A 25,689-nucleotide genomic window follows, 5' to 3' on the forward strand; every position below is an offset into this window, starting at 1 on the left:
GCGCTCATGCCTCCGGGGCTTCGAACTTGGATGTACGGATCATGCCGGCGGCCCGGCCCTTGCCGGCGACGACCAGCGCCATCTTCCGGCTCGCCTCGTCGATCATCTCGTCACCGAGCATGGCGGATCCCTTCTTGCCGCCCGCCTCCGAGGTGTGCCACTCGTAGGCGTCCAGGATCAGCTCGGCGTGGTCGTAGTCCTCCTGGGACGGTGAGAACACCTCGTTGGCGGCCTCGACCTGGCCCGGGTGCAGCACCCACTTGCCGTCGAAGCCGAGAGCGGCGGCGCGGCCGGCGACCTCCCGGTACCCCTCCACGTTCTTGATCTGAAGGTACGGGCCGTCGATTGCCTGCAAATCGTAGGTCCGTGCCGCCATCAGAATGCGCATCAGAATGTAGTGATACGCGTCCGCGCCATAGCCGGGCGGCTGCTCGCCGACCACCAGGGACTTCATGTTGATCGACGCCATGAAGTCGGCCGGGCCGAAGATGATGGTCTCCAGCCGCGGCGAGGCGCCGGCGATCGCGTCGACGTTCACCAGGCCCTTGGCGTTCTCGATCTGCGCCTCGATGCCGATCCGGCCGACCTCGAAGCCCATCGTCTTCTCGATCTGCGTCAGCAGCAGGTCCAGCGCCACGATCTGCTGGGCGTCCTGGACCTTCGGGAGCATGATGCAGTCCAGGTTCGGCCCGGCGCCCTCGACGACCGTGATGACGTCCCGGTACGTCCAGTGCGTCGTCCAGTCGTTGACCCGCACGACCCGGGTCTTGCCGGTCCAGTCGCCCTCGTTCAGCGCCTCGACGACGGTGTGCCGGGCGCCCTCCTTGGCGAGCGGCGCGCAGGCGTCCTCCAGGTCCAGGAACACCTGGTCCGCCGGCAGGCCCTGGGCCTTCTCCAGGAACCGCGGATTGCTGCCGGGTACCGCGAGGCAGGAGCGCCTCGGTCGCTGCCGGTTCACCACCGTCATGCGGGGACCTCCAAGGGGTCGAGCTGGTTCGCCGTGCGGATCTCGTCGACGATACGGCCGATGATCTCCGTAATACCGAAGTCCTTCGGCGTGAAGACGGCCGCCACTCCGGCCTCCCGGAGCGCGGTCGCGTCGGCGGAGGGAATGATGCCGCCGACGATGACCGGGATGTCGTCGACGCCGGCCCGCCGCAGCCGGGCCAGCACGTCCGGCACCAGCTCCGTGTGCGAGCCGGACAGGATGGACAGGCCCACGCAGTGCACGTCCTCGGCGACCGCCGCCGAGACGATCTGCTCCGGCGTCAGCCGGATGCCCTGGTAGATCACCTCGAAGCCGGCGTCGCGGGCGCGTACGGCGATCTGCTCGGCGCCGTTGCTGTGCCCGTCCAGCCCGGGCTTGCCGACCAGCAGCCGCAGCTTGCCGCTGCCGAGCTCGGCGGCCGTCTTGGCGACCTTCTCGCGGACCGCGGCCAGCGGGCTGCCCTCCTCGGCCGGGACCGCCAGCGGGGCGCTGGAGACGCCCGTGGGTGCCCGGAACTCGCCGAAGACGTCCCGCAGGGCCCAGGCCCACTCGCCGGTCGTCACACCGGCACGTGCGCACTCCAGGGTCGCCGCGAAGAGGTTGGTGTCGCCGGCCGCCGCCTTCTTCAGCGCCGACAGCGCCTCCTGGGCGCGGCCCTCCTCACGGTTGTCCCGCCAGTCGTGCAGCCCCCGTACCACCCGCGCCTCGTTGGCCGGGTCGACGGTCATGATGGCGGTGTCGAGGTCCGCGGTGAGCGGGTTGGGCTCGGTGGACTCGAAGCAGTTCACACCGACGATCTTCTCCTCGCCGGCCTCGATCCGGCCCCGCCGCTCGGCGTGCGCGGACACCAGCTGCGACTTGAGGTAGCCGGACTCCACCGCGGCCATCGCGCCGCCCATCTCCTGGATCCGCTCGATCTCGGCCAGGCAGTCGGTGACCAGCGCGTCCACCTTGGCCTCGATGACGTGCGAGCCGGCGAAGATGTCCTCGTACTCCAGCAGGTCGCTCTCGTGCGCGAGGACCTGCTGGATGCGCAGCGACCACTGCTGGTCCCAGGGCCGGGGGAGGCCCAACGCCTCGTTCCAGGCCGGGAGTTGGACCGCCCGGGCGCGGGCGTCCTTGGACAGCGTCACGGCCAGCATCTCCAGCACGATCCGCTGGACGTTGTTCTCCGGCTGGGCCTCGGTCAGCCCGAGCGAGTTGACCTGGACGCCGTAGCGGAAGCGCCGCTGCTTGGGGTTCTCGATGCCGTACCGCTCGCGGGTGATGTGGTCCCAGATGCGGCCGAAGGCGCGCATCTTGCACATCTCCTCGATGAACCGGACACCGGCGTTCACGAAGAAGGAGATCCGGGCGACCACGTCGCCGAACTTCTCCGGCGGCACCTGCCCGGAGTCCCGCACCGCGTCGAGGACGGCGATGGCCGTGCTCATCGCGTACGCGATCTCCTGGACCGGGGTCGCCCCGGCCTCCTGCAGGTGGTACGAGCAGATGTTGATGGGGTTCCACTTGGGGATGTGGGCCACCGTGTACGTGATCATGTCGGTGGTGAGCCGCAGGCTCGGCCCCGGCGGGAAGACGTGCGTCCCGCGCGACAGGTACTCCTTGACGATGTCGTTCTGGGTCGTCCCCTGGAGCTTGGTGATGTCCGCGCCCTGCTCCTCCGCGACCACCTGGTAGAGCGCCAGCAGCCACATGGCGGTGGCGTTGATGGTCATCGAGGTGTTCATCTGGTCCAGGGGGATGTCCTGGAACAGCCGCCGCATGTCACCGAGGTGGGAGACCGGGACCCCGACCCGGCCGACCTCGCCGCGGGCGAGGACGTGGTCGGGGTCGTAGCCGGTCTGCGTCGGCAGGTCGAACGCCACCGACAGACCGGTCTGGCCCTTGGCGAGATTGCGCCGGTACAGCTCGTTCGACGCCTCCGCCGTGGAGTGACCGGCGTACGTGCGCATCAGCCACGGCCGGTCCCGTTCCCTGCGCCCCTGGGACTGAGGGTGACGTTCTGTCATGGGTGCCTCCCGGCCTCAGACGTTCCGGAAGCGGTTGATGGCGTCGAGGTGCTTGGCGCGCATCTCCTCGTCGCGCACGCCCATGCCCTCCTCGGGCGCGAGCGCCAGCACGCCGACCTTGCCCTGGTGCAGGTTGCGGTGCACGTCGTACGCCGCCTGCCCGGTCTCCTCCAGGGTGTAGGTCTTCGACAGGGTGGGGTGGATCTTGCCCTTGGCGATCAGGCGGTTGGCCTCCCACGCCTCGCGGTAGTTGGCGAAGTGCGAACCGATGATGCGCTTCAGCGACATCCACAGGTAGCGGTTGTCGTACTCGTGCATGTAGCCCGAGGTGGAGGCGCAGGTGGTGATGGTGCCGCCCTTGCGGGTGACGTAGACCGAGGCGCCGAAGGTCTCGCGGCCCGGGTGCTCGAAGACGATGTCGATGTCCTCGCCATCGGTGAACTCGCGGATGCGCTTGCCGAAGCGCTTCCACTCCTTCGGGTCCTGGGTGCGCTCGTCCTTCCAGAACTTGTAGCCCTCGGCGTTGCGGTCGATGACCGCCTCGGCGCCCATGGCACGGCAGATGTCGGCCTTCTCGGGGCTGGAGACGACACAGATCGGGTTGGCGCCGCCGGCCAGCGCGAACTGGGTGGCGTAACTGCCGAGGCCGCCGCTGGCGCCCCAGATCAGGACGTTGTCGCCCTGCTTCATGCCGGCGCCGTTGCGGGAGACCAGCTGGCGGTACGCGGTCGAGTTGACCAGGCCCGGGGCCGCCGCCTCCTCCCAGCTCAGGTGCTGGGGCTTGGGCATCAGCTGGTTGGACTTGACCAGCGCGATCTCGGCCAGGCCGCCGAAGTTGGTCTCGAAGCCCCAGATGCGCTGCTCGGGGTCGAGCATGGTGTCGTTGTGGCCGTCGGAGGACTCCAGCTCGACGGACAGGCAGTGCGCCACGACCTCGTCGCCGGGCTGCCAGGCGTTGACGCCCGGACCGGTGCGCAGCACGACGCCGGCCAGGTCGGAGCCGATGACGTGGTACGGCAGGTCGTGCCGCTTGGTGAGCTCGGAGAGCTTGCCGTAGCGCTCCAGGAACCCGAAGGTCGACAGCGGCTCGAAGATCGAGGTCCAGACGGAGTTGTAGTTGACGGAGGAGGCCATCACGGCCACCAGCGCCTCGCCGGGGCCGAGTTCGGGGACCGGGACGTCGTCGACGTGCAGCGACTTGCGCGGGTCCTTCTCCTTGCTGGGCAGGCCGGCGAACATCTCGGCCTCGTCCTTGTGCACGGTCACCGCGCGGTAGGACTCGGGGATGGTCAGCGCGGCGAAGTCGGCGCTGGTGGTGTCAGGCGCAAGGATTGCGTCCAGGATCTCGTTCACGGTGTGCCTCCGGCGGGTGCAGCCTCCCCTGCTCGAGCGAAGCCGAGAGCCAGGGGATTCGTTGAGAACGGCTTGAGGGAACGTCGGGGGTGGTGCGGGAGGTGGTGCCGTCGGTTCGGCCGGGGTGGCGCCGCCGCCGCCGTCTCCGCCGGTGTCGCGGAGGCGTCGGCCGTGGTGCCTGGCAGCGCCTTGGTGAGCGCGGAGCCCGGCGGGTGCCGGGCGGTGTGCCTGTGACGCAGGCGTCCGGGCGGCAGCCGGGGAGGGCTGTTGGGACAGCCGGCGCACGAGGATCGCCTCGTCCGCCGGTCGCCCGGACACCCTCAACGTATGACACCGCGTGCCAGTCGACAAGACACTGAGTGCCAAGAATTTCTCTCAGATGTCATTTGGCCGGCACGTATGAGCGGCAGATGGGCCGATAGGGGGCATGGCGGTGACACACCGGAATCACGAAATCACAGCAGGTGAGCAGTGGTGTGGTTACGCCGTTCGGGTGGGTCGTGTCCCGGTCAGGCCCGGGACCTCAGGCGATCCCGGGCGGCCGGCCACAGCTGCGCCGCGGTGTGCAGGGCCAGCAGCCCCGCGGCGACGGCACTGCCGCCCGGCGCACCGGCCCGGACCCCGGCCACCAGCAGCCCGGCCGCGCCCACCGCGTGGAAGCGGTGCAGGCCGACCGCGGCCAGATCGCCGAGCCGGCTGCCGCGGCTGCGCTGCCAGACCCGCCGGGCCGCCCAGGCCGTGCCGCCGGCCAGCGCCAGCTGCGCCGGCCACAGGGCCACCGGCCCGCCCTCCAGCAGCGCCACGGTCAGGCAGCCGAGCGCCCAGAGCGCCCCGCAGAACGGCAGGGCGAGCAGCCGCAGCAGCACCGGGCGCACATGGCGGGCCGCCTGCTCCACGGGCGGTCCCGGCACGGCGGGCGGCGGCTCCTGCGGGGCGCGGTCCGTCCCCGTACGGGGCGCGGCGGCGGCCTCCGGCTCCGCGGCCAGCTTCAGCCACGGCCACTTGATCGCCAGCAGGCGCTCCCGCAGCAGCGGCAGGTGGTGCGCCCCGGCCTCGCTGAGCGCCTCCCGGAGCAGCTGCTCGGCCGCCCCCGGCCGCCCCGCCTCCTGCTCCGCCTCCAACAGCAGCGCCAGCGCCTCGACCGTCACCCGGACGTCCCCCGACCTGCGCGCCACCTCCAGCCCGCGGCGCAGCAGCTCCAGGACCTGCCGCTGGTCGTGCCGGTACGCCGCGCACCCGGCCAGCCTCAGCCAGGCGTGCGCCACGACCGTGAGGTCGCCGTCGTGCGCCGTCGCCACCGCCCGGCGGTACGAGAGCGCCGCGTCCCGGGCGCGCCCCAGCCGCTCCTCCGCGTCCCCCCGCGCCAGCAGCGAGGCCGCCAGCCGGTGCCGGTCACCCCGCAGCGCCCAGCCGCGCACCGCCCGCCCGTGGTGGTGCGCCGCTGCCCCGTGGTCATCGTGCTCGGCCGCCTGCTCGCCGAGGTCGTCGTCCAGCTCCGGCGAGCGCACACCGGCCCGGATACGCGCCAGATGGCCCGCCTCCGCGCAGGACCGGGCCTCCGGCCAGCGCTCCAGCGCACGGTAGTGGCGCCGCATCATCCGCAGCAGCTCCGCCTCCCGGTGGTGGTCGGCGCGGTGCCGGGCCGCGAGGACGCCCTGCCGCAGCACGAACAGCGCGTCCACGGTGCGGGTGCGCCGCAGCAGATACGCCACCAGGTGGTCCACCACCGGCGCGACCCGCTCGTACCGGCCCTGGTCCACCGCCTCCGCCAGGGCCGCCGCCACCGCCCCGCGCTCCCGGTCGAACCAGGCGTCGTCGGCGGTGGCGGCCCGCTCGCCGTAGTGGGCCATCAGCCGCTCCAGCGCCGCACCACGCGCCGACTCCGGCTCCTGCGAGGCCAGTTCACCGACGAACAGCTGCAGCAGGTCGTGGAAGCGGACCCGGCCCTCGCGGCCGGTGGGGCGCAGCAACTGGGCCCTGACCAGGCGGCGCAGCGCACGGTCCGCCTCCGCCGGTGAGACCCCGGCCAGCGCGGCGGCCGACTCGGCGTCGATCTCGGTGCCCGGGTGCAGCCCCAGGCGGCGCAGCATCCGCGCGTCCGGGTCGTCGAGCGCCTGGTACGAGGCCTCGAACGCCTGCCGTACCGGGTCGAGTTCGGCCAACCGCTCACCGGGCGGGCGTAACGCGGACAGGATGCGCTGCGCGCTGTCGTCGCCGTCCCGCAGCCGGCCGGCCACCACGTCCAGCGCCAGCGGCAGATGGCCGCAGAGCGCGGCGATCTCGTCCAGCTGCGCCGCCGGGACCGGCTCGCCGGCGGCGGCCTCCAGCAGCGCCAGGGAATCCTTCGGGCTGAGCGTGTCCAGCCGCAGCACGGCGACCCGCGCGTCCTCCGGGGCGGTCCGGACGGTGACCAGGAGGCGGTGGCGGCTGTCGGGGGGTATCAGCGGCACGAGGTGCTCGTCCGGCGCGGCGTCGTCGAGCAGGATCAGCAGCGCCTCCTCCGCCTCCCGGAGCCGGCTGCGGAACTGGCCGAGCAGCCCGGCCCGGTGCGGCTGGAGCTGGTCGCCGGGGATGCCGAACGCCCGCAGCCAGGTGCCCAGCAGCTCCTCGATGCTCATCGGCTCCCCGCCGCCGTGCGCCCGGGCGTCCTCGTAGAGCACCCCGCCGGGGAACCACCTGTGCGCCTCGTGCGCGGCGGCCGCCATCAGGGCCGACTTGCCCACCCCGCCCTCACCGGTGACGGCTATCGCGGTGGGCGCCCCGGCGCGGTCGCCGGGCTTCAGCAGGGCCAGCAGCGTGGCGAGCGGGCCGGAGCGGCCGAGCAGGGCGGCCGGACGGGGCGGCAGCGCGTTCAGGGAGCGGACCGGGGCGGGCGCCGGGTAGATCTGGACGACGCCGCCCTGGATGACGTCGCGGGCCTGCCCGCCGCTGATCGTGTTGTGGGTGGCCGGAGCCGGCCCCGCCTCGCTCGCGTCCGCCACGCCGTAGTGGATAGCACGAGCGAGCCGGGCCCGTCAGGCCGTTACGGGATCATCTCCGGTCCTTGATCGCCTTGCGGATGGTGCGCATGACCTCCTCCAGCGGGGCGTCCGTGCGGGCCACCGCGACCAGCACCTCGCCCTCCCGGGAGACGGACGCCGGGGGCTGCTCGCCCGTCGTGGTGCGGCCCGCGCCGATCCCGGCGCCGAAGGTCTCCCGGACGATCTCGAAGGCGTGGTCCAGCTGGGCCTCCACGTCGCCCTCCGCGCCGGCCCGCAGCCAGCGGCGCAGGACGTGGTTGTGCGCGGTGACCACGGCGGACGCGGCGACCTCCGCCAGCAGCGGGTCGTCATCGCCCTCGCGGTGCGCGCCCTCGTCGAAGTGGCCCAGCAGATAGCGGGTGAACAGCCGCTCGTAGCGGGCCACCGAGGCGATCTCGGCCTCGCGGAGGGTGGGCACCTCGCGGGTCAGCCGGTAGCGGGCCACGGACACGGCCGGCGAGGCCGCGTACATCCGCATGACCTCCTTGATGCCGCGGCAGACCGTGTCGAGCGGGTTCTCGTGCGGCGGGGCGGCGTCCAGGACCGCCTCGGCGCGCACCAGGGTGTCGTCGTGGTCGGGGAAGATCGCCTCTTCCTTGGAGCGGAAGTGGCGGAAGAACGTCCGCCGGGCGACGCCCGCGGCGGCCGCGATCTCGTCGACCGTCGTCGCCTCGTAGCCCTTGGTCGCGAACAGCTCCATGGCCGCCGCCGACAATTCGCGGCGCATTTTGAGCCGTTGCGCGGCCGCGCGGCGGGTGCCGGGAGTGCTGCTGTCGGGGGCGTCGGAGGGCTGCGTACGAGCGGGCTGGGACATGTGGGGACGGTACTGCATATTTACCCGGCCTGCGGCATGAGGTCCCGCCTCCGCCCTTGTGAGCGGGGGTGGACCGCCGTCCGGCTCCAGCAGTCCACCCCAGCCGGCCCCGTCCGGGCGGGGGCGCCCCCACGGGTCAGCGCCGGGCGTACTCACGGAAGCCGCGGCCCGTCTTGCGTCCGAGGCACCCCGCCGCGACGAGGTGCTCCAGCAGCGGCGCGGGGGCCAGCCCCGGGTCGCGGAATTCGGCGTGCAGGACCTTCTCGATGGCCAGCGAGACGTCCAGGCCGACCACGTCGAGGAGCTCGAACGGGCCCATCGGGTAGCCGCCGCCGAGCTTCATCGCCGCGTCGATGTCGTCCAGCGAGGCGTAGTGCTCCTGGACCATCTTGATCGCGTTGTTCAGGTACGGGAACAGCAGCGCGTTCACGATGAAGCCGGCCCGGTCGCCGCAGTCCACCGGGTGCTTGCGGACCTTGGCGCACACCTCCCGCACGGTCGCGTGCACCTCGTCGGAGGTCAGGACCGTCCGCACCACCTCGACCAGCTTCATCGCCGGCGCCGGGTTGAAGAAGTGCATCCCGATGACGTCCTGCGGGCGTGAGGTGGCCCGGGCGCAGGCCACGACCGGCAGCGACGAGGTCGTGGTGGCCAGGACCGCGCCCGGCTTGCAGACCTTGTCCAGCGTCCGGAACAGCTCCTGCTTGACGGCCAGGTCCTCGGCCACCGCCTCGACCGCGAGGTCCACGTCCGCGAACGCGTCCAGCGTCCCGGCCGGGGTGATCGCCGCCAGCGCCGCGTCCCGGGCCTCGGCGGTCAGCCGGCCCTTGTCCACGGACCGGCCCAGCGACTTGGCGATCCGGGCCTTCGCCTTCTCCGCCTTCTCCGGGCTGCGGGCGGCCAGCACGACCTGGTACCCCGCCTTGGCGAAGACCTCGGCGATGCCGCTGGCCATCGTCCCGGAACCGGCCACGCCGACCCGGGTGACCGTGCGCCCGGCCGCGGCCTCACCGGTGACCGCCGGGCTCTCCGCGTCCGGCACGACCGTGGCCGAACCCGGCGCCTCGTACGAGTAGAAGCCGCGGCCCGCCTTGCGGCCGGTCAGCCCGGCCTCGGCCAGCTGGCCCAGGATCGGCGCCGGGGCGTGCAGCCGGTCCTGGGACTCGGCGTACATCGCCTCCAGGACGGTCCGGGCGGTGTCCACGCCGATCAGGTCGAGCAGCGCCAGCGGGCCCATGGGAAGGCCGCAGCCGAGCCGCATCGCGGCGTCGATGTCCTCACGGGTGGCGTACCGCGACTCGTACATCGCGGCGGCCTGGTTCAGATAGCCGAACAGCAGGCCGTCGGCGACGAAACCGGGCCGGTCACCCACCGCGATCGGGTCCTTGCCCAGGTCGCGGGCGAGCTCGGTGACCCCGGCCACCGCGGCCGGCGCGGTGAGCACCGAGGAGACCACCTCGACCAGCTTCATGGCCGGTGCGGGGTTGAAGAAGTGCAGCCCGAGCACCCGCTCGGGACGCTGCGAATCGGCGGCGAGCCGGGTCACCGACAGGGCGTTGGTGCCGGTGGCCAGGATGGCATCCGGCCGCACCACGGCGTCCAGTTCGGCGAAGACCTGCCGCTTGAGCTCGTAGTCCTCGGGGACCACCTCGATGACCAGATCGGCCTCCGCGGCGGCCTGCAGATCGGTGAAGGTGCGGAAACGGGCCAGGACGTCCTGCCGCTCGCGCTCGGTGATCCGCTCGCGGCGCACCGCGCGGGCCGTGGCGGCCTCCAGCGCGGCGACGGCATGCCGGGCCGCGGCCTCGTCGACGTCGATGCCGATGACCTCGCGGCCGGCCCGGGCCAGCACCTCGGCGATGCCGGTGCCCATGGTGCCCAGGCCGACGACGGCCACGGTGGAGAGGGACAGTGGGGAAATGTCGGGGGAGACATCAGGGGTGGACGAAGGGCCCATCGCGAACTCCTGAGGGTGTTCCCCTGAAGGGCAGGGGAGAAGTGACGACTGAGGGGTGGCCGCGCGGACGCGAGGGGCAGCGGATACGCGGCGGCCGGGCGCGGCGGGGCCGCGGAGGCCGCAGCGCTGCTGGCAGCGCCGGCGGTGCGGGAGCTGCGGCGGGGCCCTGTCCCGGGGCCGTGCCGTGCTCCGTACTGATGTCGTGCTGTTGCGGTGCCGAACCGACTTCACTCTGTGGCGGCTGCGTCACCAGGCCGCCCGAGCAGGGGTGCTGCTCGTCCCAGCAGGTTAACCCGTGGGTAACCGCAGCGCCAGGGGTAGTCCGGGTCATTAGTCTGTGGTGCAGGCCACGTCTCGGTAACCGGGGCGCCCCGGCGGGAGGGAAGCGGCAAATGGAAGACGAATTCCACGAGTTGACGGACCGGGTGCGGGCCGAACTCCGCTCCCCACAGGATCTGGTCGCCTACGAGCGCCTGCTGGGCCTCGCCCGCAAGAACACCCCCGCCGGACGGGAGGAACTCGCCCGGATGCTGGTCGCCGTCGAACGCCCCCTGTGGGCCCGCGAGATCGCCGCCTTCATCCTCGGCTGCGCCGGCGACAAACGCGCCTTCGAGACGCTCGTCCTGCTGCTGAACTACCGCGATCCGGTGCGCTGCGCCACCGCGGCCCACGCCCTGAGCCGGCTCGGCGACCCGCGCACCGCCCGCGCCGCGGCCGCCCTGGCCACCAACCCGCTGCGCACCGCGTACGCCCTGCACCCGGTGCGGCTGCTCGCCGAGCTGCGCGCGCCGCAGTCCGTACCGGCGCTGGTCGCCACCCTGGAGCGGCTGCTGACCCCGCACAACCCCTACTGGCGGGTGGCACTCGCCTGCGTCGAGGGCCTGGGCGCCCTGGGCGACCGCCGCGCCGTGCCCGCACTCACCGCCGCCACCGGCCACCCCCGCCTGGCCGCCGCCGCGGCGGCCTCGCTGGCCCGGCTGGGGGTGCACGAGCTTCCGGGGGACGAGGGGCGGGGCGACGGGGGAGCGGGTGCCGCGAAGGAGGGCCGAGACGCCGCGAAGGACGGCTCGGGCGCCTGAAGCGGTCCGCCAGAGGCCAACCCAACTCCCAGAGGTCAACACAGACCCCAGGGGGCAACCCCGGGGGTCAAGGGGCGTCCCGGGCACATGGGACGTCCGACGTCGGGTCGGGAGGAGACGACGTGAGGTCCGGGGAGCACGGAGACAGCGGGCGCCAGTAGCGCAGCTCGGGGACGTTGCTGCCGCCCACCTTGTACGTCTCCTCCGCCCCGTCCGGTACGAAGCCGGCGCGCTCGTAGAACCGCTGGGCGCGGGCGTTGCCGCGTACCACCCACAAATACAGCGCGCGGTATCCGCTCTGCCGTGCGCGGTCCGTGCCCGCGGCCATCAGGGCGCGGCCGACGCCGGTGCCGATCCGCTCGGGCGCGACGTACAGCGCGAACAGCTCACCCGCGGTCGGGCGCGGGGCGGGCAACTCCTCGGCGCCCGGGGCCACATCGGGGTCCCGGGCCGGGCCGACCGACGCCCAGCCGACCACCTCACCGGCCGATTCCGCCACCAGGTCGACCACGTCCGGCGACCGCCGCCCGAACCACGACCGTCGCCGCTCGGCGTCCGCCGCCACACTCATCCCGTCCAGGTACGCCTGCGGCATCAGCCCCCGGTACGCCGCCTGCCAGCCGCGGACCCGCACCGCCGAGACCGCCTCGACGTCGGCCTCGCCCATCTCCCGTATCCGGAGCGGTCCTGCCGGCCTCCTGTCCCTGCCCCTGCCCTTGTCCCTGCCCGTGTCCATGGGGGAGAGGGTAGGGGCCGGGTCAAGGGGGCTTCCGGGGTTTTTCCCGCTGCCGGGCTCCCGCGGTTCCGGCGCCGTGCGCTTGACCTTGCCCCTGGGGGCAGGGTTCGAGACTTCCGGCATGGCACACAGCACGCACAGCGGGCGGACCGCGCCCACGCAGCAGCAGCCCGGGACGAACGCCACCGGAACCGGCAGTCACCCCACGGACGCCCCGCCCCGCCGGGTGGTGATCATCACCGGCGCCGGTACGGGCATCGGGCGGGCCGCCGCCCGGGCCTTCGCGGCGGAGGGCGCACGGGTGCTGGCGGTCGGCCGCCGGGCCGAGCCGCTGGCGGAGACGGCGGCGGGCGCCGAGGGGGACGGCGAGATCGTCCCGTACGCCGCCGACATCACCGCGGACGACGTCCCCGCGGCCCTCGTCCGCCATGCGATCGAGACCTACGGCCGGCTGGACGTCCTGGTCAACAACGCGGCCATCGTGGGCAGCGGAGCGCTCGGCAGCCACACCAAGGAGCGGATGGGGCCGCAACTGGCGACGAACCTCGTCGCGCCCGTACTGCTGACGCAGGAGGCGGTGCCCCATCTGGAGCGGACCGGCGGGGTGGTGGTCAACATCAGCACCTCGATCGGCCAGCGCGGCTGGCCCGGCAACGCGGTCTACGCCGCGACCAAGACGGGGCTCGAACTGCTCACCCGCAGCTGGGCGGTGGAGCTCGCACCGCGCGGGGTGCGGGTGGTCGCGGTCGCCCCCGGTGCCGTGGAGACCCCGATCGCACTCCACCAGGGCCTGTCCGAGGAGCAGCGGGCGGCGCACCGCGCGTGGCAGATCGCGCACACGCCGCTGGGCCGGATCGGCCGCCCCGAGGAGGTGGCCTGGGCCGTCACCCACCTGGCCGACCCGTCCGCCTCGTTCGTCACGGGGGTGATCCTGCCGGTCGACGGCGGAGCGGTGGTCGGCTGAGCCCGCCCCGGCCCCCCGGCTCCCCTGCCCCCGCGGTCCCGGCCCGGACGAGGCGCGCGGCACAATGCGGGACGCGGCGCGGGAATCGAGCCGCGAGGCCGGAGTCGAGGGAGGGAACGGCCCGTGCGGATAGGGGAGTTGGCGGAGGTCACCGGGGCGACGCCGCGGGCGTTGCGGAACTACGAGCGGGAGGGGCTGATCGCCTCCGTCCGGGAGGCGAACGGGTATCGGGTCTACGACGCCGGCGCGGCCGTACGGGTGCGCAACATCCGCCACTTGCTGGCGGCCGGGCTCACGCTCGCCGACGTCCGCTGTTTCACCCCCTGCCTGGACGGCGACATGACCACCGCTCCGCCGTCCGCCGAGGGGCTGCGGATCGCCCGTGAGCGGCTCGCCGTCATCGACGAGCGGATCGCCGCCCAGACCGAGGCCCGCGACCGTCTGGCGCGGGCCCTGGAGGCCGTCCCGGCCGCCTCGGTGTGAGCGGCCGGTCCGGCCCGTTCAGATGAGGGTCAGCTGGGTCGGCCCCGAGGGCACGGGTGCAGGCGCGGGATCGTCCGCGGGCGGGGAAACCGCCACGGGCACGGAGTCCCCGGCGGCGTCGGCGTCCCCGGACGGCGGCCGGATGCGGCGGGCCTCGCCCGAGCGGGCGGGGCCGATGCCGTACTCGGCGGCGAGTTCGTGGACCTGGCGGGTGATCCGGCGCTGGTACCACGTGGGGGCGTAGGCGCCGTCCGCGTACATCGTCGTGTAGCGCCGTACGAGATGCGGATGGTGGTGCTCCAGCCAGGACAGGAACCACTCGCGGGCGCCGGGGCGCAGGTGCAGCACCAGCGGCGTGACGGATCCCGCGCCGGCCTCTGCGAGGGCGCGGACCGTGGCGCGCAGCTGCTCCGGCGCGTCGCCGAGGAACGGGATGACGGGTGCCATGAGCACGCTGCAGGGAATGCCGTGTGCGGTGAGGGTGCGCACCACGTCCAGCCGGCGTTCGGGGGCGGGCGTGCCGGGCTCGACCGTGCGCCACAGCTCGTGGTCCAGGAAGCCGACCGAGACCGAGATGCCGACGTCGGTGACCTCGGCGGCCTGCCGCAGCAGTTCCAGGTCGCGCAGGATGAGCGTGCCCTTGGTGAGGATCGAGAACGGGTTGGCGTGATCGCGCAGGGCCGTGAGGATGCCGGGCATGAGGCGGTAGTGGCCCTCCGCGCGCTGGTAGCAGTCGACGTTGGTGCCCATCGCGATGTGGTCGCCGCGCCAGCGGCGCCCGGCCAGTTCGCGGCGCAGTAGTTCGGGAGCGTTGACCTTCACCACTATCTGGGTGTCGAAGCCGAGGCCGGTGTCCAGGTCCAGATAGCTGTGGGTCTTGCGCGCGAAGCAGTAGACGCAGGCGTGGCTGCAGCCGCGGTAGGGGTTGACCGTCCATTCGAACGGCATCCGGGAGGCGCCCGGGACGCGGTTGACGAGGGAGCGGGCGCGCACCTCGTGGAACGTGATGCCGCGGAATTCGGGGGTGTCGAACGTCCGGCTGACCACGTCCGCACCGAACAGTGCGGCCGGGCCGTCACCCAGGTTGTCCCAGCGCATCGGGCCTCCTTCTGCATGCTGCATGCCGTCGAGCCCCCGCCCACCATAATAGAACACGTGTTCCCTTCTCGTCCGTCAAGACGGGCTCGGGCGGATTTTGGGCGCGCCCCCCAGTGGTGGTTGGCTTGGCGGCGCACCGCAGGACCGGCAGCCGACTACTGGAGGAAGACACACATGGGTCAGGTCGAGGCCACCACGCAGCGCGAGATCGCGGCGGACCCGGAGGACGTGTTCGACGCGCTCGCCGACTACAGCGGCACGCGCCAGCAGCTGCTGCCCGAGCACTTCTCGGAGTACGAGGTCTGCGAGGGCGGCGACGGCAAGGGCACCCTCGTCCACTGGAAGCTCCAGGCCACGAGCAAGCGGGTGCGCGACTGCCTGCTGGAGGTCGACGAGCCCACCGACGGCCAGCTCGTGGAGAAGGATCGCAACTCCTCCATGGTGACCACCTGGGTCGTCACGCCGGCCGGCGAGAAGCGCGCCAGGGTCGTCGTCACGACCACCTGGCAGGGCGCGGGTGGTATCGGCGGCTTCTTCGAGCGGACCTTCGCCCCCAAGGGCCTCGGCCGGATCTACGACACCATCCTCGCCAACCTCGCGGCGCGCATGGAGAAGTGATCGGACGTCATACGTCCCCTGGGCGTCATGTGCGTCATGTGCGTCATGCGTGTCAGCTGCTTCCTGCGCTGAGCGCGGACGTCACATGCGTCACCCTGGGCGCGTTCCGTCACGCTCACCGGTTCGGGTGGTTTCGGTCGCACCGAGGCGCCCCGGCCGTCGGACCCGTTCCGCACGGAAAGCCCTGATGGGAGCCCAAGGGGCCTGCCCGACAAGGCACTTGACGTCCGTTCCGGCACCGCCCGACCCCTTTCGTCGCGCTTGAACGCTGTTGTCGCCCAATGCGAGAAATTGGGCGGCAACAGGCGTGACGAGGGGAGCAGTACGTGGGCGGGACCACCCTGAGCGACCCGGCCGGGCGGACCGGCCCACCGGCACCCGGCACGGCCCCGGCCCCGGCCACCGGGGGCCGGGCCGGTGCACCGGACGGCGCCGCGCCGGTGCCGCTCGGCACCCGCCGGACCCGTCTGGTCTTCGTCGGTCTGCTGCCGGCCCTGCTGCTCGCGGCCCTCGACCAGACCGTCGTCAGCACCGCGCTCCCGAAGATCGTCGGTGAGCTGCACGGCGTGGCCGCGATGTCCTGGCCGGTGACGTCCTACCTCCTCGCCGCCGCCCTCGGCCTGCCCCTCCACGGCAGACTCGGCGACCTCTTCGGCCGCAAACCGGTCCTCCTCTCCGCGCTCCTGGTCTTCACCGCCGGCTCGGCGTTGGCCGGCTGGTCGCACACCATGGCCGAACTGGTCGCCTTCCGGGCCGTTCAGGGCTTCGGCGGCGGCGGACTGATGATCGGCGTCCAGGCCCTCGTCGCCGACGTCGTACCGCCCCGGGCCCGTGGCCGCTCCACGGGCCTGATCGGCGCCGCCGTCGCCCTCGCCTCCGTGGCCGGACCGCTGGTCGGCGGCTTCTCCGCCGACCACGCCTCCTGGCGCTGGTGCTTCTCCCTCGACGTCCCGTTCGGTGCCCTGGCGCTCCTCGTCATCGCCTTCGCGCTGAAGCTGCCGCGGCCGCTCCACCGGCCCCGGCCCGACCTCGCGGGCGCCCTGCTGCTCGCCGCGTTCTCCCTCTGCTGTGTGCTGCTGGCCGGCTGGGGCGGCACGGAGTACGCCGGGGACTCGCGGGTCGTCCTCGGGCTGGGGGCCGGGGCGCTCGGCAGCGCGCTGCTCTTCCTCGCCGTCGAGCATTTCGCCACCGCACCGATCGTCCCGCTGCGGCTGGTCCGTGACTCGCTCTTCAGCCTCACCGGCCTGATCGGTGCCGCCGTCGGCATCGCCCTCTTCGGCGCCGCCGGCTGTCTGCCGGCCTTCCTGCAGAGGGCCGACGGTGCCTCGGCCACCGAGTCCGGACTGCTGATGCTGCCGCTGTTGGGCGGCCTCGCCCTCGCCTCCGGCGCCTCCGGCCGGCTCATCCGCCGCACCGGCCACCACAAGGTCTTCCCCGTCCTGGGCTGTGCGGTGGCCGCCGCGGGGATGTGGCTGCTGTCGAGGCCGGCGCCGGACACCTCCCGGGAGACCTACGGCCTCTGGACGGGCCTTGTGGGCCTGGGCCTCGGCCTCGTGATGCCGGTGCTGGTGCTCGCCGCCCGGAATTCCGTACGCGCCCGTGACCTCTCCACCGCGCCCGGCGCACACCACTACCTCCGGCACCTCGGCGGCAGCGTCGGCGTGGCCCTCTTCGGCACTCTTGCCGTCGACCGGCTGGCCCGCCGGTTCGCCGACCGGCTGCCGGCGTCGGGGCGGCTGCCCGGCCCGGAGTCGATCGCCCCGCAGCTGGTGCGCGTGCTGCCCGCCTCCCTGCGCGACGGCCACGTCGCCGCCTACGCCCACGCCGTGCCGAGGGTCTTCTGCTACCTCGTGCCGGTGCTCGTCCTGGGCCTCGTGCTCGCCTTCTTCCGGAAAGAGAAACCACTGGTGTCCCACGCCTCCCACGCCCCGCAGACCTCCCCGACGTCGGACCGGCCCACCTCCTACGGTGAGCCGACCGAACCGGCGGGACCTGCCGCATCCGCCGAACCGGCCGCCGTGCCGCAGGCCCGTTCCGCCGCCGACCCGGATCCCCTCAACTCGACGTACCCCACGGGGGGTTACCGCCGTGGTTCCCGTCTCTCCGGTGGCGGGCACCCGGGCATCCCGGTGTGCGGGGCGGTGCGGCACCACGACGGCTCCATCGTGCCGCGGGCCGCGCTCACCCTCATCGACGTCACCGGGCGGCAGATCGGCCGCGGCGCCTCCGGCGAGGACGGGCGGTACGCCCTGAGCACCCCCGGGGTCGGCTCCTACGTGCTGATCGCGGCCGCCGGCGGCCACCAGCCGCAGGCCGTGACCGTGACCGTCGGCGAACGGCCGGTCGAGCTGGACGTCGTCCTCGGCGGCGCCGGTCGGCTGGCCGGCACCGTCACCACCGCCGACGGCACCCCCGTACGCGATGCCATGGTCACCCTCACCGACGTGCGCGGCGAGGTCGTCGCGACCACCCGCAGCGGGCGTGAAGGAGGCTATGTCATCGGGGAGTTGGTGGCCGGGGAGTACACCCTGGCCTCCAGCGCACCGGCGTACCGGCCGGCCGCGCTGCCGGTCACCGTGCAGGCGTCGCGGGAGACCCGCCAGGACATCGAACTCGCCGGCGGCGCGGTGCTGCGCGGGACCGTACGGGCCGGTGGCGGGCGCCCCGTCGAGGACGCCCGGGTCACCCTGCTGGACGTCGCGGGCAACGTGGTCGACACCGCCGTCACCGGACCCGACGGGCTGTTCCGCTTCGTGGACCTCGCGGCCGGTGAGTACACCGTGGTCGCCGCCGGATACCCGCCGGTGGCCACCGTCCTCCAGGTGGCCGGCGGCGGCCGCACCGAACGCGACCTCCAGCTCGGACACGAGGACTGACCGCGCGCCAAGGGGCGGTGACCGGGCGCCCGTTGCACGGCCATACCACCTGTTCGGCCTCTTCGGGAAATGCCGCCCACCGCATCCGCCGGCGGCCGTACCGTGATGGCGGTGAGGCACGATCGGGGTACGAGGAAGCAACCGCCCATGGTGCGCGATCCGTTGGACGGCGCCGGCAGGTCGGGTACGGCAGCCCGGGTGGCCGCGTCGCGCCGCGCGCTGCCGGGACGGATTCCGCTTGCGGTCGTCCTGGTGGCCGCGGACGGCCGGATCTCCCACTGGAGCAGCGGCGCCCACCGGCTCTTCGGAACCGGCCGTGCAGAGGCGGTGGGCGCCCCCGCGCTCGACCTGATGCCGGTCACCGGCGCCCTCGGCGACAGCGGTGCGGAGGGGGGCGACGGGTGCGGCGGGCTGCACGCCTCGTCGGGAGGTCGGACGTCCTACCCCACCGCGGGCCGGGCCCGGATGGCGACCGGCGGGGCGGGCCCCGTGGAGCTGCTGTGGTGGGCGTACCCGCTCGCCGCCCCCGGCCCCGGGGCGACTCTCGTCCTCGCCGCGGACGCCGCCCTGTTGCCCGACGGCCCGTGCGGGCCGGGCGCCGCAGCGGAACGCTGGATGCCCGGCTTCGCCCGGCCCACCGACACCGACGTGACCGACACGGACCCCACCGACGCCGACGTGACCGACACGGACCCCACCGACGCCGACGTGACCGACACGGACCCCACCGACGCCGACGTGACCGACACCCTCGTGACCGACGCCGACTTTCCCGACACCGCTCTCCCCGGCGCCGTCGCCGAACCGGCCTGCCGGCTCCCCGAGTTCATGCCGGACCTGAGTCCCGTCCTGCGCGCCCGGATCGTCGCGCGGGTCCTGGAGCTGGGCGCTCCGGTGCTGGAGATCAGCCGTCGGGACGGCCTTTCCGCCGAGCTCGCGTAGGACAGGTGCCTCGGCTGCCCGTGGGCGGCCGGCTCAGCGCTGCAGGTCGCGGTGGATGACGCGGGCGGCGCCCTCGACCGTGGCGACTCCGTAGTCCATGGTCGCGTTGCCGGTGGAGAGGACGGCCATGCCGTAGTCGTGGCCGTGGCCGGTGAAGGTGCCGACGCTGTTGATCCGCCAGCCGCCGGTGTCCCGCGGCAGCCAGCCGTTCTTGACGTGGACGGTCGCGGTGGACGGTGCGCCGGCCGGTACGCCCCAGCGCTGGTCGGGCGCGACCCGGTGCATCAGGTCGAGCGCGTAGCCGCGGGAGGCCGGGCCGAGCACCGCCCCGTCCGTGGTGAGCAGCTGCATCAGGGTGAGCTGGTCGGCGGCGGTGACCTGGGTGAGGCCCCAGGACGCGCCGCTGCCCGGCACGGTGTCCCGCATCCCGGCGAGGTCCAGGAAGCGCCGCACGCCGGCCGGGCCGATCTGGTGCCACAGGGCGTTGGTCGCGTCGTTGTCCGACTTGGTGATCATGGCGGTGGTCAGCTTGACCTCGTGCGGGGTCAGCTTCCGGTGCGCCTCCTCGACCTGCCGCAGCAGCGCCCCGAGGACGGTGACCTTCACCACACTCGCCGAGTCGAAGTGGGTGCCGGGCCTGAAGGCGCAGCGGGTGCCGGTGGGGCGGTCGTAGAAGGCCAGCGCCGAGGCGCTCCGCCGGCCGTGCAGGGCGTCGGCGATGTCGTGGGACAGGGCCGGGGCCAGGCCGGGCTTCTTGGAGCTGCAGACGACCTCGGCGCCGGCCACCGGGGCGCTGGCGGTGCCGGCCGCGGCCGGGGTCGCCGAGGTGAGCACCGTGAGCAGTGATCCGGCGGCCGCCAGCGCGGCCAGCCCGCGGCGCGTGCCGGTTGCGAGGCGTCGTCCGTGGAGGCGTGATCCGTGCATGGGGGTGGTTCCTGTCCCGCTGTATCGGGGCCCCGCCGGTGGCGGTCGGCCTCGGGTGACCGGAGGCGGTCGGGCCGGCGCGGCCGCGCGCGGCGGCGTGTGCGCCCTTCATGGGTCACGGTGACGATACGGGGCAGGTCAGAGGGCACCCCGGCAATATGGGGCGCTATGTCCGTATTTGAAGGGGTGCGGCTCGGGTGTGAGATTCGCCAAACAGGGGCGGACGGGGCGGACAGGGCGGATGGCACGGATGGGGCGGACGGGGCGGGATACGCGGGGCGGCGGGCGCGGCGCCCCGGGGGCTGCCCCTAGGGGCCGGCCACCGGCTGCCGGAGGCGGCTGGGGCGGGGGCGGCGGGACGCGGCGGCCCGCCGCCGGTGGGTGCCCGCCATCAGCCGGCGGCCGCGCAGGGCCAGCTCGATCTCGAAGCGGGCCCGCGGATCGCGCAGCCGGGCGCCGAAGAGCTTCTCCAGCTGGCGCATCCGGTACCGCACGGTCTGCGGATGGATGCTGAGCGCCTTGGCCACCTCCGGTGCGCCCATCCCGCCCAGCCAGGCCAGCAGCGTCGCCTCCAGGCGCGCGCACCGCTCCGGTGACAGGCCGGCGAGCGGCCTGAGCCGGCGGGCGATGAGGGTGCGGGTGAGCGACTCGTCCTGGAGGAGCAGCAGGCTGGACAGGTGGTCGTCGACGAACGCCACGCCCGCGGCGGGGCCGTCGCACCGGGCGGCCAGCTCCAGCAGGCGGGAGGCGGCGCGTACCGAGGCGGCGGCGTCCTGTGGTGGCACGGCATGGCCGACCGCGGCGGCGCGGTGGCGCAGGACGCCCTTCAGCCGGGCCCGTCCCTCGTCGCCCTCGGCGAGCGCGCCGGGGATCAGCAGGCCCGGCGCCCCGTCCGGCAGGCTGACCAGGCAGTCGCCGAGCGCCGCGGCGACGAGGTGGAGGTCGGTGCCGGTCGCCAGCCGGACCGCCCGCACGGTGGTCGGCAGCGGCCGGCCGGCCCGCAGGACGTCCGCGATCAGCCGGGTGACCTGCGCCCCGTCGTTCCGCTCCAGGAGTTCTCGGAAGCCTGGATTGCGCTCGCAAAGGGAACGGATGACGAGTTCGGTGAGGACGGCCAGCTGGTCCTCGCCGCCGTCGGCCTGCGGGTCGCCGAGTTGCGCTAACGGGCTGGTATTGCGTGCTGTGCTCATGATTCTGCCTCTGTCTCCTCATGTGGGAGGCCGGTCCGGGACGTTCTATCCCACCGGGCTGGGGGCGTCGGCGGCTGACAGAAGTCCGTCGGAACTCCATCGGAATTCTGGCGGATGCCCTTCCGCTTTGCGACAGAAACTGTGTGGAATACGGTGCCACACGAGCGTGCCCGAGTCACCTGCGCGGTCTGCGGGGGTGCCACGGTGTTGCGGCCAACTCGGCGGTCCTGGAGGGTGCCGGACGAGGTGTCATGCGCTGCCGGGAGTGTTCGGTGCCTCGAAACCGTTGTGAACGAGTGATGTCCAAAATCGTGCATACCGCCTGCTGCCTGCGATAGGACTGGTGACCGTGAAGATCCTCATCTCCGCCGACATGGAGGGCGCCACCGGCGTGACCTGGCCCGCGGACGTGCTGCCGGGCAAGCCGCAGTGGGAACGCTGCCGCCACATGTTCACCTCCGACGTCAACGCGGCGATCGCCGGATTCTTCGACGGCGGCGCCGATGAGGTGCTCGTCAACGAGGCCCACTGGTCGATGCGCAACCTCCTGCTGGAGAAGCTCGACGAACGGGCACAGATGCTCACCGGCCGGCACAAGTCGCTCAGCATGGTCGAGGGCGTACAGCACGGCGACGTCGACGGCATCGCCTTCGTCGGCTACCACACCGGCGCGGGCACCGAGGGCGTCCTCGCCCACACCTACCTCGCCAACACGCTCACCGGCGTCTGGGTCGACGGCACCCGCGCCAGCGAGGGCTACCTCAACTCCCTCGTCGTCGCCGAGTACGGCGTGCCGGTCGTCCTGGTCACCGGCGACGACCGCACCTGCCAGGACGCCCAGGGATACGCCCCGCAGGCGCCCGCCGTGGCGGTCAAGGACTACGTCTCGCGCTACGCCGCGGTCTGCCGGCCACCGGCCCGTACGGCCGCCGACATCCGGGCCGCGGCCGCCCAGGGCACGGCGCTGGCGGCCCGTCACGAACCCGCCCGCCGGGGGCCGTTCCACGTCGAGTTGGAGTTCGACGCGGAGCATCTGGTGGGTGCCGCGACCTGCGTGCCCGGCGTGGAGCGCAGCGCGGCGCGCCGGGTCGCGTATACCAGTCAGAACATGTACGAAGCCATCCGGTGCTTCAAGGCGGTCACCACCGTCGTGTCGTCCGCCGTGGAGGAAGAATATGGCTGAGAAAGCCGAGCGAGAAGGCGCCGCGGGCCACGGGTCCGGGGTGGACCGGCAGGCGCTGGACGAGGTGGTGCGGTTCACCTCCGACCTGATCCGGATCGACACCGGCAACGCCGGCGACGGCACCTGCCGGGAGCGCCCGGCCGCCGAGTACGTCGCCGAGCGACTGGCCGACGCCGGCATCGAACCGACCCTGCTGGAGCGCACCCGGGGCCGCACCAACGTCGTCGCCCGCATCGAGGGCACCGACCCCGCGGCCGACGCGCTGCTGGTCCACGGCCATCTCGACGTGGTCCCCGCCGAACCCGCCGACTGGTCCGTGCACCCGTTCTCCGGCGAGGTCGTCGACGACGTGGTCTGGGGCCGCGGCGCCATCGACATGAAGAACATGGACGCGATGGTGCTCGCCGCCGTACGGCACTGGGCGCGCGCCGGCGTCCGGCCGCGCCGCGACATCGTGCTGGCCTTCACCGCCGACGAGGAGGCCAGCGCCGAGGACGGCTCGGGCTTCCTCGCCGACCGGCACGCCGGGCTGTTCGCCGGCTGCACCGAAGGCGTCAGCGAATCCGGGGCGTTCACCTTCCACGCCGGCGGCGGGATGCAGCTGTACCCGATCGCGGCGGGGGAGCGCGGCACCGCCTGGCTCAAGCTGACCGCCCGCGGCCGGGCCGGGCACGGCTCGAAGGTCAACCACGACAACGCGGTCAGCCGGCTGGCCGGCGCGGTGGCCCGGATCGGCGAGCACGAATGGCCGGTCCGGCTCACCCCGACCGTACGGGCCGCACTGCGCGAACTGGTCGCCCTGCACGGCCTGGACGTGGACGTCGACGCGCCGGACTGCGATGTCGACGCGCTGCTCGGCAAGCTCGGCCCGTCCGCCAAGCTCGTCGAACCGACCGTCCGCAACAGCGCCAACCCCACCATGCTGTCCGCCGGTTACAAGGTCAATGTGATCCCCGGCTCCGCCGTCGCCCACATCGACGGCCGGGTCGTGCCCGGCGGTGAGGCGGAGTTCCGCGCCACCATGGACGAGCTGACCGGCCCCGAGGTGGAGTGGGAGTACCACCACCGCGAGGTCGCCCTGCAGGCGCCGGTGGACGCGCCGACCTACGCCGCGATGCGGGCCGCCGTCGAGCGCTTCGACCCGGACGGCCATGTCGTCCCGTACTGCATGTCCGGCGGCACGGACGCCAAGCAGTTCTCCCGGCTGGGCATCACCGGTTACGGTTTCTCGCCGTTGAAGCTCCCCGAGGGCTTCGACTACCAGGCGCTCTTCCACGGCGTGGACGAGCGCGTACCGGTCGGGGGACTGCACTTCGGTGTCCGGGTCCTCGACCACTTCCTGCGCGCGGCCTGACCGGCCCGCGCCCCGCCCGACCGGTGGAGGAGAGGATCCGCACCATGGTGACCACGGCCCCCTACGGCAGCTGGACGTCCCCGATAGATGCCCGGACGGTCGCCGCGCACGACGGCCGGCCGGCGTTCGTCGGTGTGGTCGGCGACGAGGTGTGGTGGACCGAACCGCGCCCCGCCGAGGGCGGCCGCCGGGCGCTGGTCCGCCGGCGGGCGGACGGCGCCGAGGAGACGGTGCTGCCCGCGCCGTGGAACGTTCGCAGCCGGGTGCTGGAGTACGGCGGCCTGCCCTGGGCCGGGACCGTCACCGAGCGCGGACCGCTGATCGTCTTCTGCGACTTCGCCGACCAGCGGCTGTACGCCTTCGAACCGGACAGCGGCCGGGAGCCCCGCCCGCTCACCCCGCGCTCCGAGGTGGGGGAGGGCCTGCGCTGGGTCGATCCGGTGCTGCGCCCGGAGCTGGGCGAGGTCTGGTGCGTGCTGGAGGAGTTCACCGGCGCGGGACCGACGGACGTGCGGCGGGTGATCGCGGCCGTCCCGCTCGACGGCTCGGCGGCCGGACACCGGGAATCCGTACGGGAGTTGAGCGACGACCGGCACCGGTTCGTGACCGGTCCGCGGATCTCGCCGGACGGCGACCGGGCGGCCTGGCTCGCCTGGGACCACCCGCAGATGCCCTGGGACGGCACGCTGGTCATGCTCGCCGAGATCACCGGCAAGGGCGAGTTCACCGCCGTCCGGCCGCTGGTCGGCGACCTCGGCCCGACCGCACCGGGCGGCGGCGCGACCGGTGAGTCCGTGGTGCAGGTCGAATGGGACGCCGACGGCTCGCTGCTGTTCGTCTCGGACCCCGGCGGCTGGTGGGAGCTCCAGCGCATCCGCCCCGGTGCGCTGGACGACGGCGTGGTGGCGAGCCGCGGCCTGTGCCCCGCCCGGGAGGAGGAGTTCGGCGGCCCGCTGTGGAACGTCGGCGAGCGCTGGTTCCTGCCGCTGGACAACGGCACCCTCGCGGTGCTGCACGGCCGCGGCGCCCTGAAGCTGGGCATCCTCGACCCGGTCAGCGGCGACCTCGTCGACGCCGCCGGCCCCTGGACGGAGTGGACGCCCACGCTCGCCGCGCACGGCAGCCGGGTCGTCGGCATCGCGGCCGGCCCGGACCGCTCGTACGAGGTCGTCGAGCTGGACACCTGCACCGGCCGCGCCCGGGCGATCGCCTGCCGGCACACCGACGCCGTGGACCCGGCCTACTACCCGCGGCCGCGGCACCGCACCTTCACCGGCCCCGGCGGCAGGGACGTGCACGCCCACATCCATCCGCCGCACAACCCCGAACACGCCACGTCGGACGGCGAGTTGCCGCCCTATGTGATCTGGGCGCACGGCGGCCCCACCAGCCGCGCCCCGCTGGTGCTCGACCTGGAGATCGCCTACTTCACCTCCCGCGGCATCGGCGTCGCCCAGGTCAACTACGGCGGCTCGACCGGCTACGGCCGCGCCTACCGCGAGCGGCTGCGCGGCCAGTGGGGCGTGGTGGACGTCGAGGACTGCGCGGCGGTCGCCCGGGCGCTGGCGGAGGAGGGCACCGCCGACCCCGCCCGGCTCGCCATCCGCGGCGGCAGCGCCGGCGGCTGGACCACCGCCGCCTCGCTGACCTCCACCGACCTCTACGCCTGCGGCACCATCAGCTACCCCGTCCTGGACCTCACCGGCTGGGCGAACGGCGAGACCCATGACTTCGAGTCCCGCTACCTGGAGTCGCTGGTGGGCCCGCTCGCGGAGGTCCCCGACCGCTACCGCGAGCGCTCGCCGCTGCACCGCGCGGACCGGATCACCGCGCCGTTCCTGCTGCTCCAGGGGCTGGACGACGTGATCTGCCCGCCCGCGCAGTGCGAGCGCTTCCTCGCCGAGGTGGCCGGACGCGGCGTACCGCACGCCTACCTCGCGTTCCCCGGCGAGGGCCACGGCTTCCGACGCGCCGAGACGCTGGTGCGCACCCTGGAGGCCGAACTCGCCCTCTACGCCCGGACCTTCGGCTTCCCGCGCGACGACGTCCCGCCGCTGGAGCTCCGCGACTGACCAGGAGGCCCCGTCCGCCGCACGCC

At 73.5% G+C, this 25,689-nt stretch carries 19 protein-coding genes; 9 read left to right on the forward strand and 10 right to left on the reverse strand.

The features are described from left to right. Positions 1-4: 4 nt before the first annotated feature. From V2J85_RS33295 to V2J85_RS33320, 6 genes are all read right to left on the reverse strand, one after another. Positions 5-967, reverse strand: coding sequence for an HpcH/HpaI aldolase/citrate lyase family protein (locus tag V2J85_RS33295; protein ID WP_261954844.1), 963 nt, complete (start codon positions 965-967; stop codon positions 5-7). Then, on the reverse strand, positions 964-3,000 hold the full coding sequence (locus V2J85_RS33300; RefSeq protein WP_261954843.1) for a protein meaA: 2,037 nt from the start codon (positions 2,998-3,000) through the stop codon (positions 964-966). The genes V2J85_RS33295 and V2J85_RS33300 overlap by 4 nt, the downstream gene beginning before the upstream one ends. Positions 3,001-3,015: 15 nt before the next feature. Then, positions 3,016-4,353, reverse strand: a complete 1,338-nt coding sequence (ccrA, locus tag V2J85_RS33305; protein ID WP_261954842.1) for a crotonyl-CoA carboxylase/reductase — start codon at positions 4,351-4,353, stop codon at positions 3,016-3,018. Positions 4,354-4,862: 509 nt separating this feature from the next. Continuing rightward, a complete protein-coding gene (locus V2J85_RS33310) occupies positions 4,863-7,334 on the reverse strand; it encodes an AAA family ATPase (protein WP_330823658.1) in 2,472 nt (823 codons plus the stop codon). A gap of 49 nt (positions 7,335-7,383) precedes the next feature. Continuing rightward, positions 7,384-8,187 (reverse strand): TetR family transcriptional regulator, encoded by an 804-nt coding sequence (locus V2J85_RS33315; protein ID WP_261954840.1) that lies wholly within the window; start codon positions 8,185-8,187, stop codon positions 7,384-7,386. A 136-nt stretch (positions 8,188-8,323) separates the two neighbouring features. Continuing rightward, positions 8,324-10,144, reverse strand: a complete 1,821-nt coding sequence (locus V2J85_RS33320) for a 3-hydroxyacyl-CoA dehydrogenase family protein (protein ID WP_330823659.1) — start codon at positions 10,142-10,144, stop codon at positions 8,324-8,326. Positions 10,145-10,536: 392 nt separating this feature from the next. Between V2J85_RS33320 and V2J85_RS33325 the strand changes: the two genes are divergently transcribed. Continuing rightward, complete coding sequence (locus tag V2J85_RS33325; protein WP_261954838.1) at positions 10,537-11,223, forward strand: HEAT repeat domain-containing protein; 687 nt, start codon at positions 10,537-10,539, stop codon at positions 11,221-11,223. A gap of 67 nt (positions 11,224-11,290) precedes the next feature. On the opposite strand, the gene V2J85_RS33330 is transcribed toward V2J85_RS33325, so the two are convergent. Further along, complete coding sequence (locus V2J85_RS33330; protein WP_261957355.1) at positions 11,291-11,890, reverse strand: GNAT family N-acetyltransferase; 600 nt, start codon at positions 11,888-11,890, stop codon at positions 11,291-11,293. 190 nt (positions 11,891-12,080) lie between these two features. On the opposite strand from V2J85_RS33330, the gene V2J85_RS33335 reads away from it, so the two are divergent. Then, positions 12,081-12,923: an SDR family NAD(P)-dependent oxidoreductase gene (locus V2J85_RS33335; protein ID WP_419836857.1), complete on the forward strand. Its 843-nt coding sequence runs from the start codon at positions 12,081-12,083 to the stop codon at positions 12,921-12,923. A gap of 123 nt (positions 12,924-13,046) precedes the next feature. Further along, on the forward strand, positions 13,047-13,406 hold the full coding sequence (locus tag V2J85_RS33340; protein ID WP_330823660.1) for a MerR family transcriptional regulator: 360 nt from the start codon (positions 13,047-13,049) through the stop codon (positions 13,404-13,406). A gap of 18 nt (positions 13,407-13,424) precedes the next feature. On the opposite strand, the gene V2J85_RS33345 is transcribed toward V2J85_RS33340, so the two are convergent. Then, entirely contained in the window at positions 13,425-14,504 is a 1,080-nt protein-coding gene (locus tag V2J85_RS33345; RefSeq protein ID WP_330823661.1) for an Rv2578c family radical SAM protein, read from the reverse strand. Between the two features lie 174 nt (positions 14,505-14,678). On the opposite strand from V2J85_RS33345, the gene V2J85_RS33350 reads away from it, so the two are divergent. The 3 genes from V2J85_RS33350 (at position 14,679) to V2J85_RS33360 (ending at position 18,940) form a co-directional block, all read left to right on the forward strand. Beyond that, positions 14,679-15,122, forward strand: coding sequence for an SRPBCC family protein (locus V2J85_RS33350; RefSeq protein ID WP_330823662.1), 444 nt, complete (start codon positions 14,679-14,681; stop codon positions 15,120-15,122). Between the two features lie 326 nt (positions 15,123-15,448). Then, positions 15,449-17,998, forward strand: coding sequence for an MFS transporter (locus tag V2J85_RS33355; RefSeq protein ID WP_410011245.1), 2,550 nt, complete (start codon positions 15,449-15,451; stop codon positions 17,996-17,998). A gap of 147 nt (positions 17,999-18,145) precedes the next feature. Next, positions 18,146-18,940, forward strand: a complete 795-nt coding sequence (locus V2J85_RS33360) for a PAS domain-containing protein (RefSeq protein ID WP_330823663.1) — start codon at positions 18,146-18,148, stop codon at positions 18,938-18,940. A gap of 33 nt (positions 18,941-18,973) precedes the next feature. On the opposite strand, the gene V2J85_RS33365 is transcribed toward V2J85_RS33360, so the two are convergent. Both V2J85_RS33365 and V2J85_RS33370 read right to left on the reverse strand, forming a co-directional pair. After that, positions 18,974-19,864, reverse strand: coding sequence for a class A beta-lactamase-related serine hydrolase (locus tag V2J85_RS33365; protein WP_261954834.1), 891 nt, complete (start codon positions 19,862-19,864; stop codon positions 18,974-18,976). A gap of 308 nt (positions 19,865-20,172) precedes the next feature. After that, entirely contained in the window at positions 20,173-21,054 is an 882-nt protein-coding gene (locus V2J85_RS33370; protein ID WP_261954833.1) for a helix-turn-helix domain-containing protein, read from the reverse strand. A gap of 349 nt (positions 21,055-21,403) precedes the next feature. Between V2J85_RS33370 and V2J85_RS33375 the strand changes: the two genes are divergently transcribed. Genes V2J85_RS33375 through V2J85_RS33385 form a run of 3 tightly spaced genes read left to right on the forward strand, consistent with a single transcriptional unit; the run spans position 21,404 to position 25,663 of the window. Beyond that, positions 21,404-22,237, forward strand: coding sequence for a M55 family metallopeptidase (locus V2J85_RS33375; protein ID WP_261957352.1), 834 nt, complete (start codon positions 21,404-21,406; stop codon positions 22,235-22,237). Next, complete coding sequence (locus tag V2J85_RS33380; protein ID WP_261954832.1) at positions 22,230-23,591, forward strand: M20/M25/M40 family metallo-hydrolase; 1,362 nt, start codon at positions 22,230-22,232, stop codon at positions 23,589-23,591. Before V2J85_RS33375 ends, V2J85_RS33380 begins: the two co-directional genes overlap by 8 nt. Before the next feature lie 44 nt (positions 23,592-23,635). Next, complete coding sequence (locus V2J85_RS33385; RefSeq protein ID WP_330823664.1) at positions 23,636-25,663, forward strand: S9 family peptidase; 2,028 nt, start codon at positions 23,636-23,638, stop codon at positions 25,661-25,663. Positions 25,664-25,689: the final 26 nt, after the last annotated feature.

The sequence above is a fragment of the Streptomyces bugieae genome, assembly GCF_036352915.1.
Taxonomy (GTDB): domain Bacteria; phylum Actinomycetota; class Actinomycetes; order Streptomycetales; family Streptomycetaceae; genus Streptomyces; species Streptomyces endophytica.

Excerpts from the sequence above, each read along its gene's own strand:
- V2J85_RS33295 (WP_261954844.1), bottom strand. The coding sequence starts at position 967 with ATGACGGTGGTGAACCGGCAGCGACCGAGGCGCTCCTGCCTCGCGGTA.
- V2J85_RS33300 (WP_261954843.1), bottom strand. The coding sequence starts at position 3,000 with ATGACAGAACGTCACCCTCAGTCCCAGGGGCGCAGGGAACGGGACCGG.
- V2J85_RS33315 (WP_261954840.1), bottom strand. The coding sequence starts at position 8,187 with ATGTCCCAGCCCGCTCGTACGCAGCCCTCCGACGCCCCCGACAGCAGC.
- V2J85_RS33320 (WP_330823659.1), bottom strand. The coding sequence starts at position 10,144 with ATGGGCCCTTCGTCCACCCCTGATGTCTCCCCCGACATTTCCCCACTG.
- V2J85_RS33325 (WP_261954838.1), top strand. The coding sequence starts at position 10,537 with ATGGAAGACGAATTCCACGAGTTGACGGACCGGGTGCGGGCCGAACTC.
- V2J85_RS33330 (WP_261957355.1), bottom strand. The coding sequence starts at position 11,890 with ATGGGCGAGGCCGACGTCGAGGCGGTCTCGGCGGTGCGGGTCCGCGGC.
- V2J85_RS33335 (WP_419836857.1), top strand. The coding sequence starts at position 12,081 with ATGGCACACAGCACGCACAGCGGGCGGACCGCGCCCACGCAGCAGCAG.
- V2J85_RS33345 (WP_330823661.1), bottom strand. The coding sequence starts at position 14,504 with ATGCGCTGGGACAACCTGGGTGACGGCCCGGCCGCACTGTTCGGTGCG.
- V2J85_RS33350 (WP_330823662.1), top strand. The coding sequence starts at position 14,679 with ATGGGTCAGGTCGAGGCCACCACGCAGCGCGAGATCGCGGCGGACCCG.
- V2J85_RS33360 (WP_330823663.1), top strand. The coding sequence starts at position 18,146 with ATGGTGCGCGATCCGTTGGACGGCGCCGGCAGGTCGGGTACGGCAGCC.
- V2J85_RS33365 (WP_261954834.1), bottom strand. The coding sequence starts at position 19,864 with ATGCACGGATCACGCCTCCACGGACGACGCCTCGCAACCGGCACGCGC.
- V2J85_RS33370 (WP_261954833.1), bottom strand. The coding sequence starts at position 21,054 with ATGAGCACAGCACGCAATACCAGCCCGTTAGCGCAACTCGGCGACCCG.
- V2J85_RS33380 (WP_261954832.1), top strand. The coding sequence starts at position 22,230 with ATGGCTGAGAAAGCCGAGCGAGAAGGCGCCGCGGGCCACGGGTCCGGG.
- V2J85_RS33385 (WP_330823664.1), top strand. The coding sequence starts at position 23,636 with ATGGTGACCACGGCCCCCTACGGCAGCTGGACGTCCCCGATAGATGCC.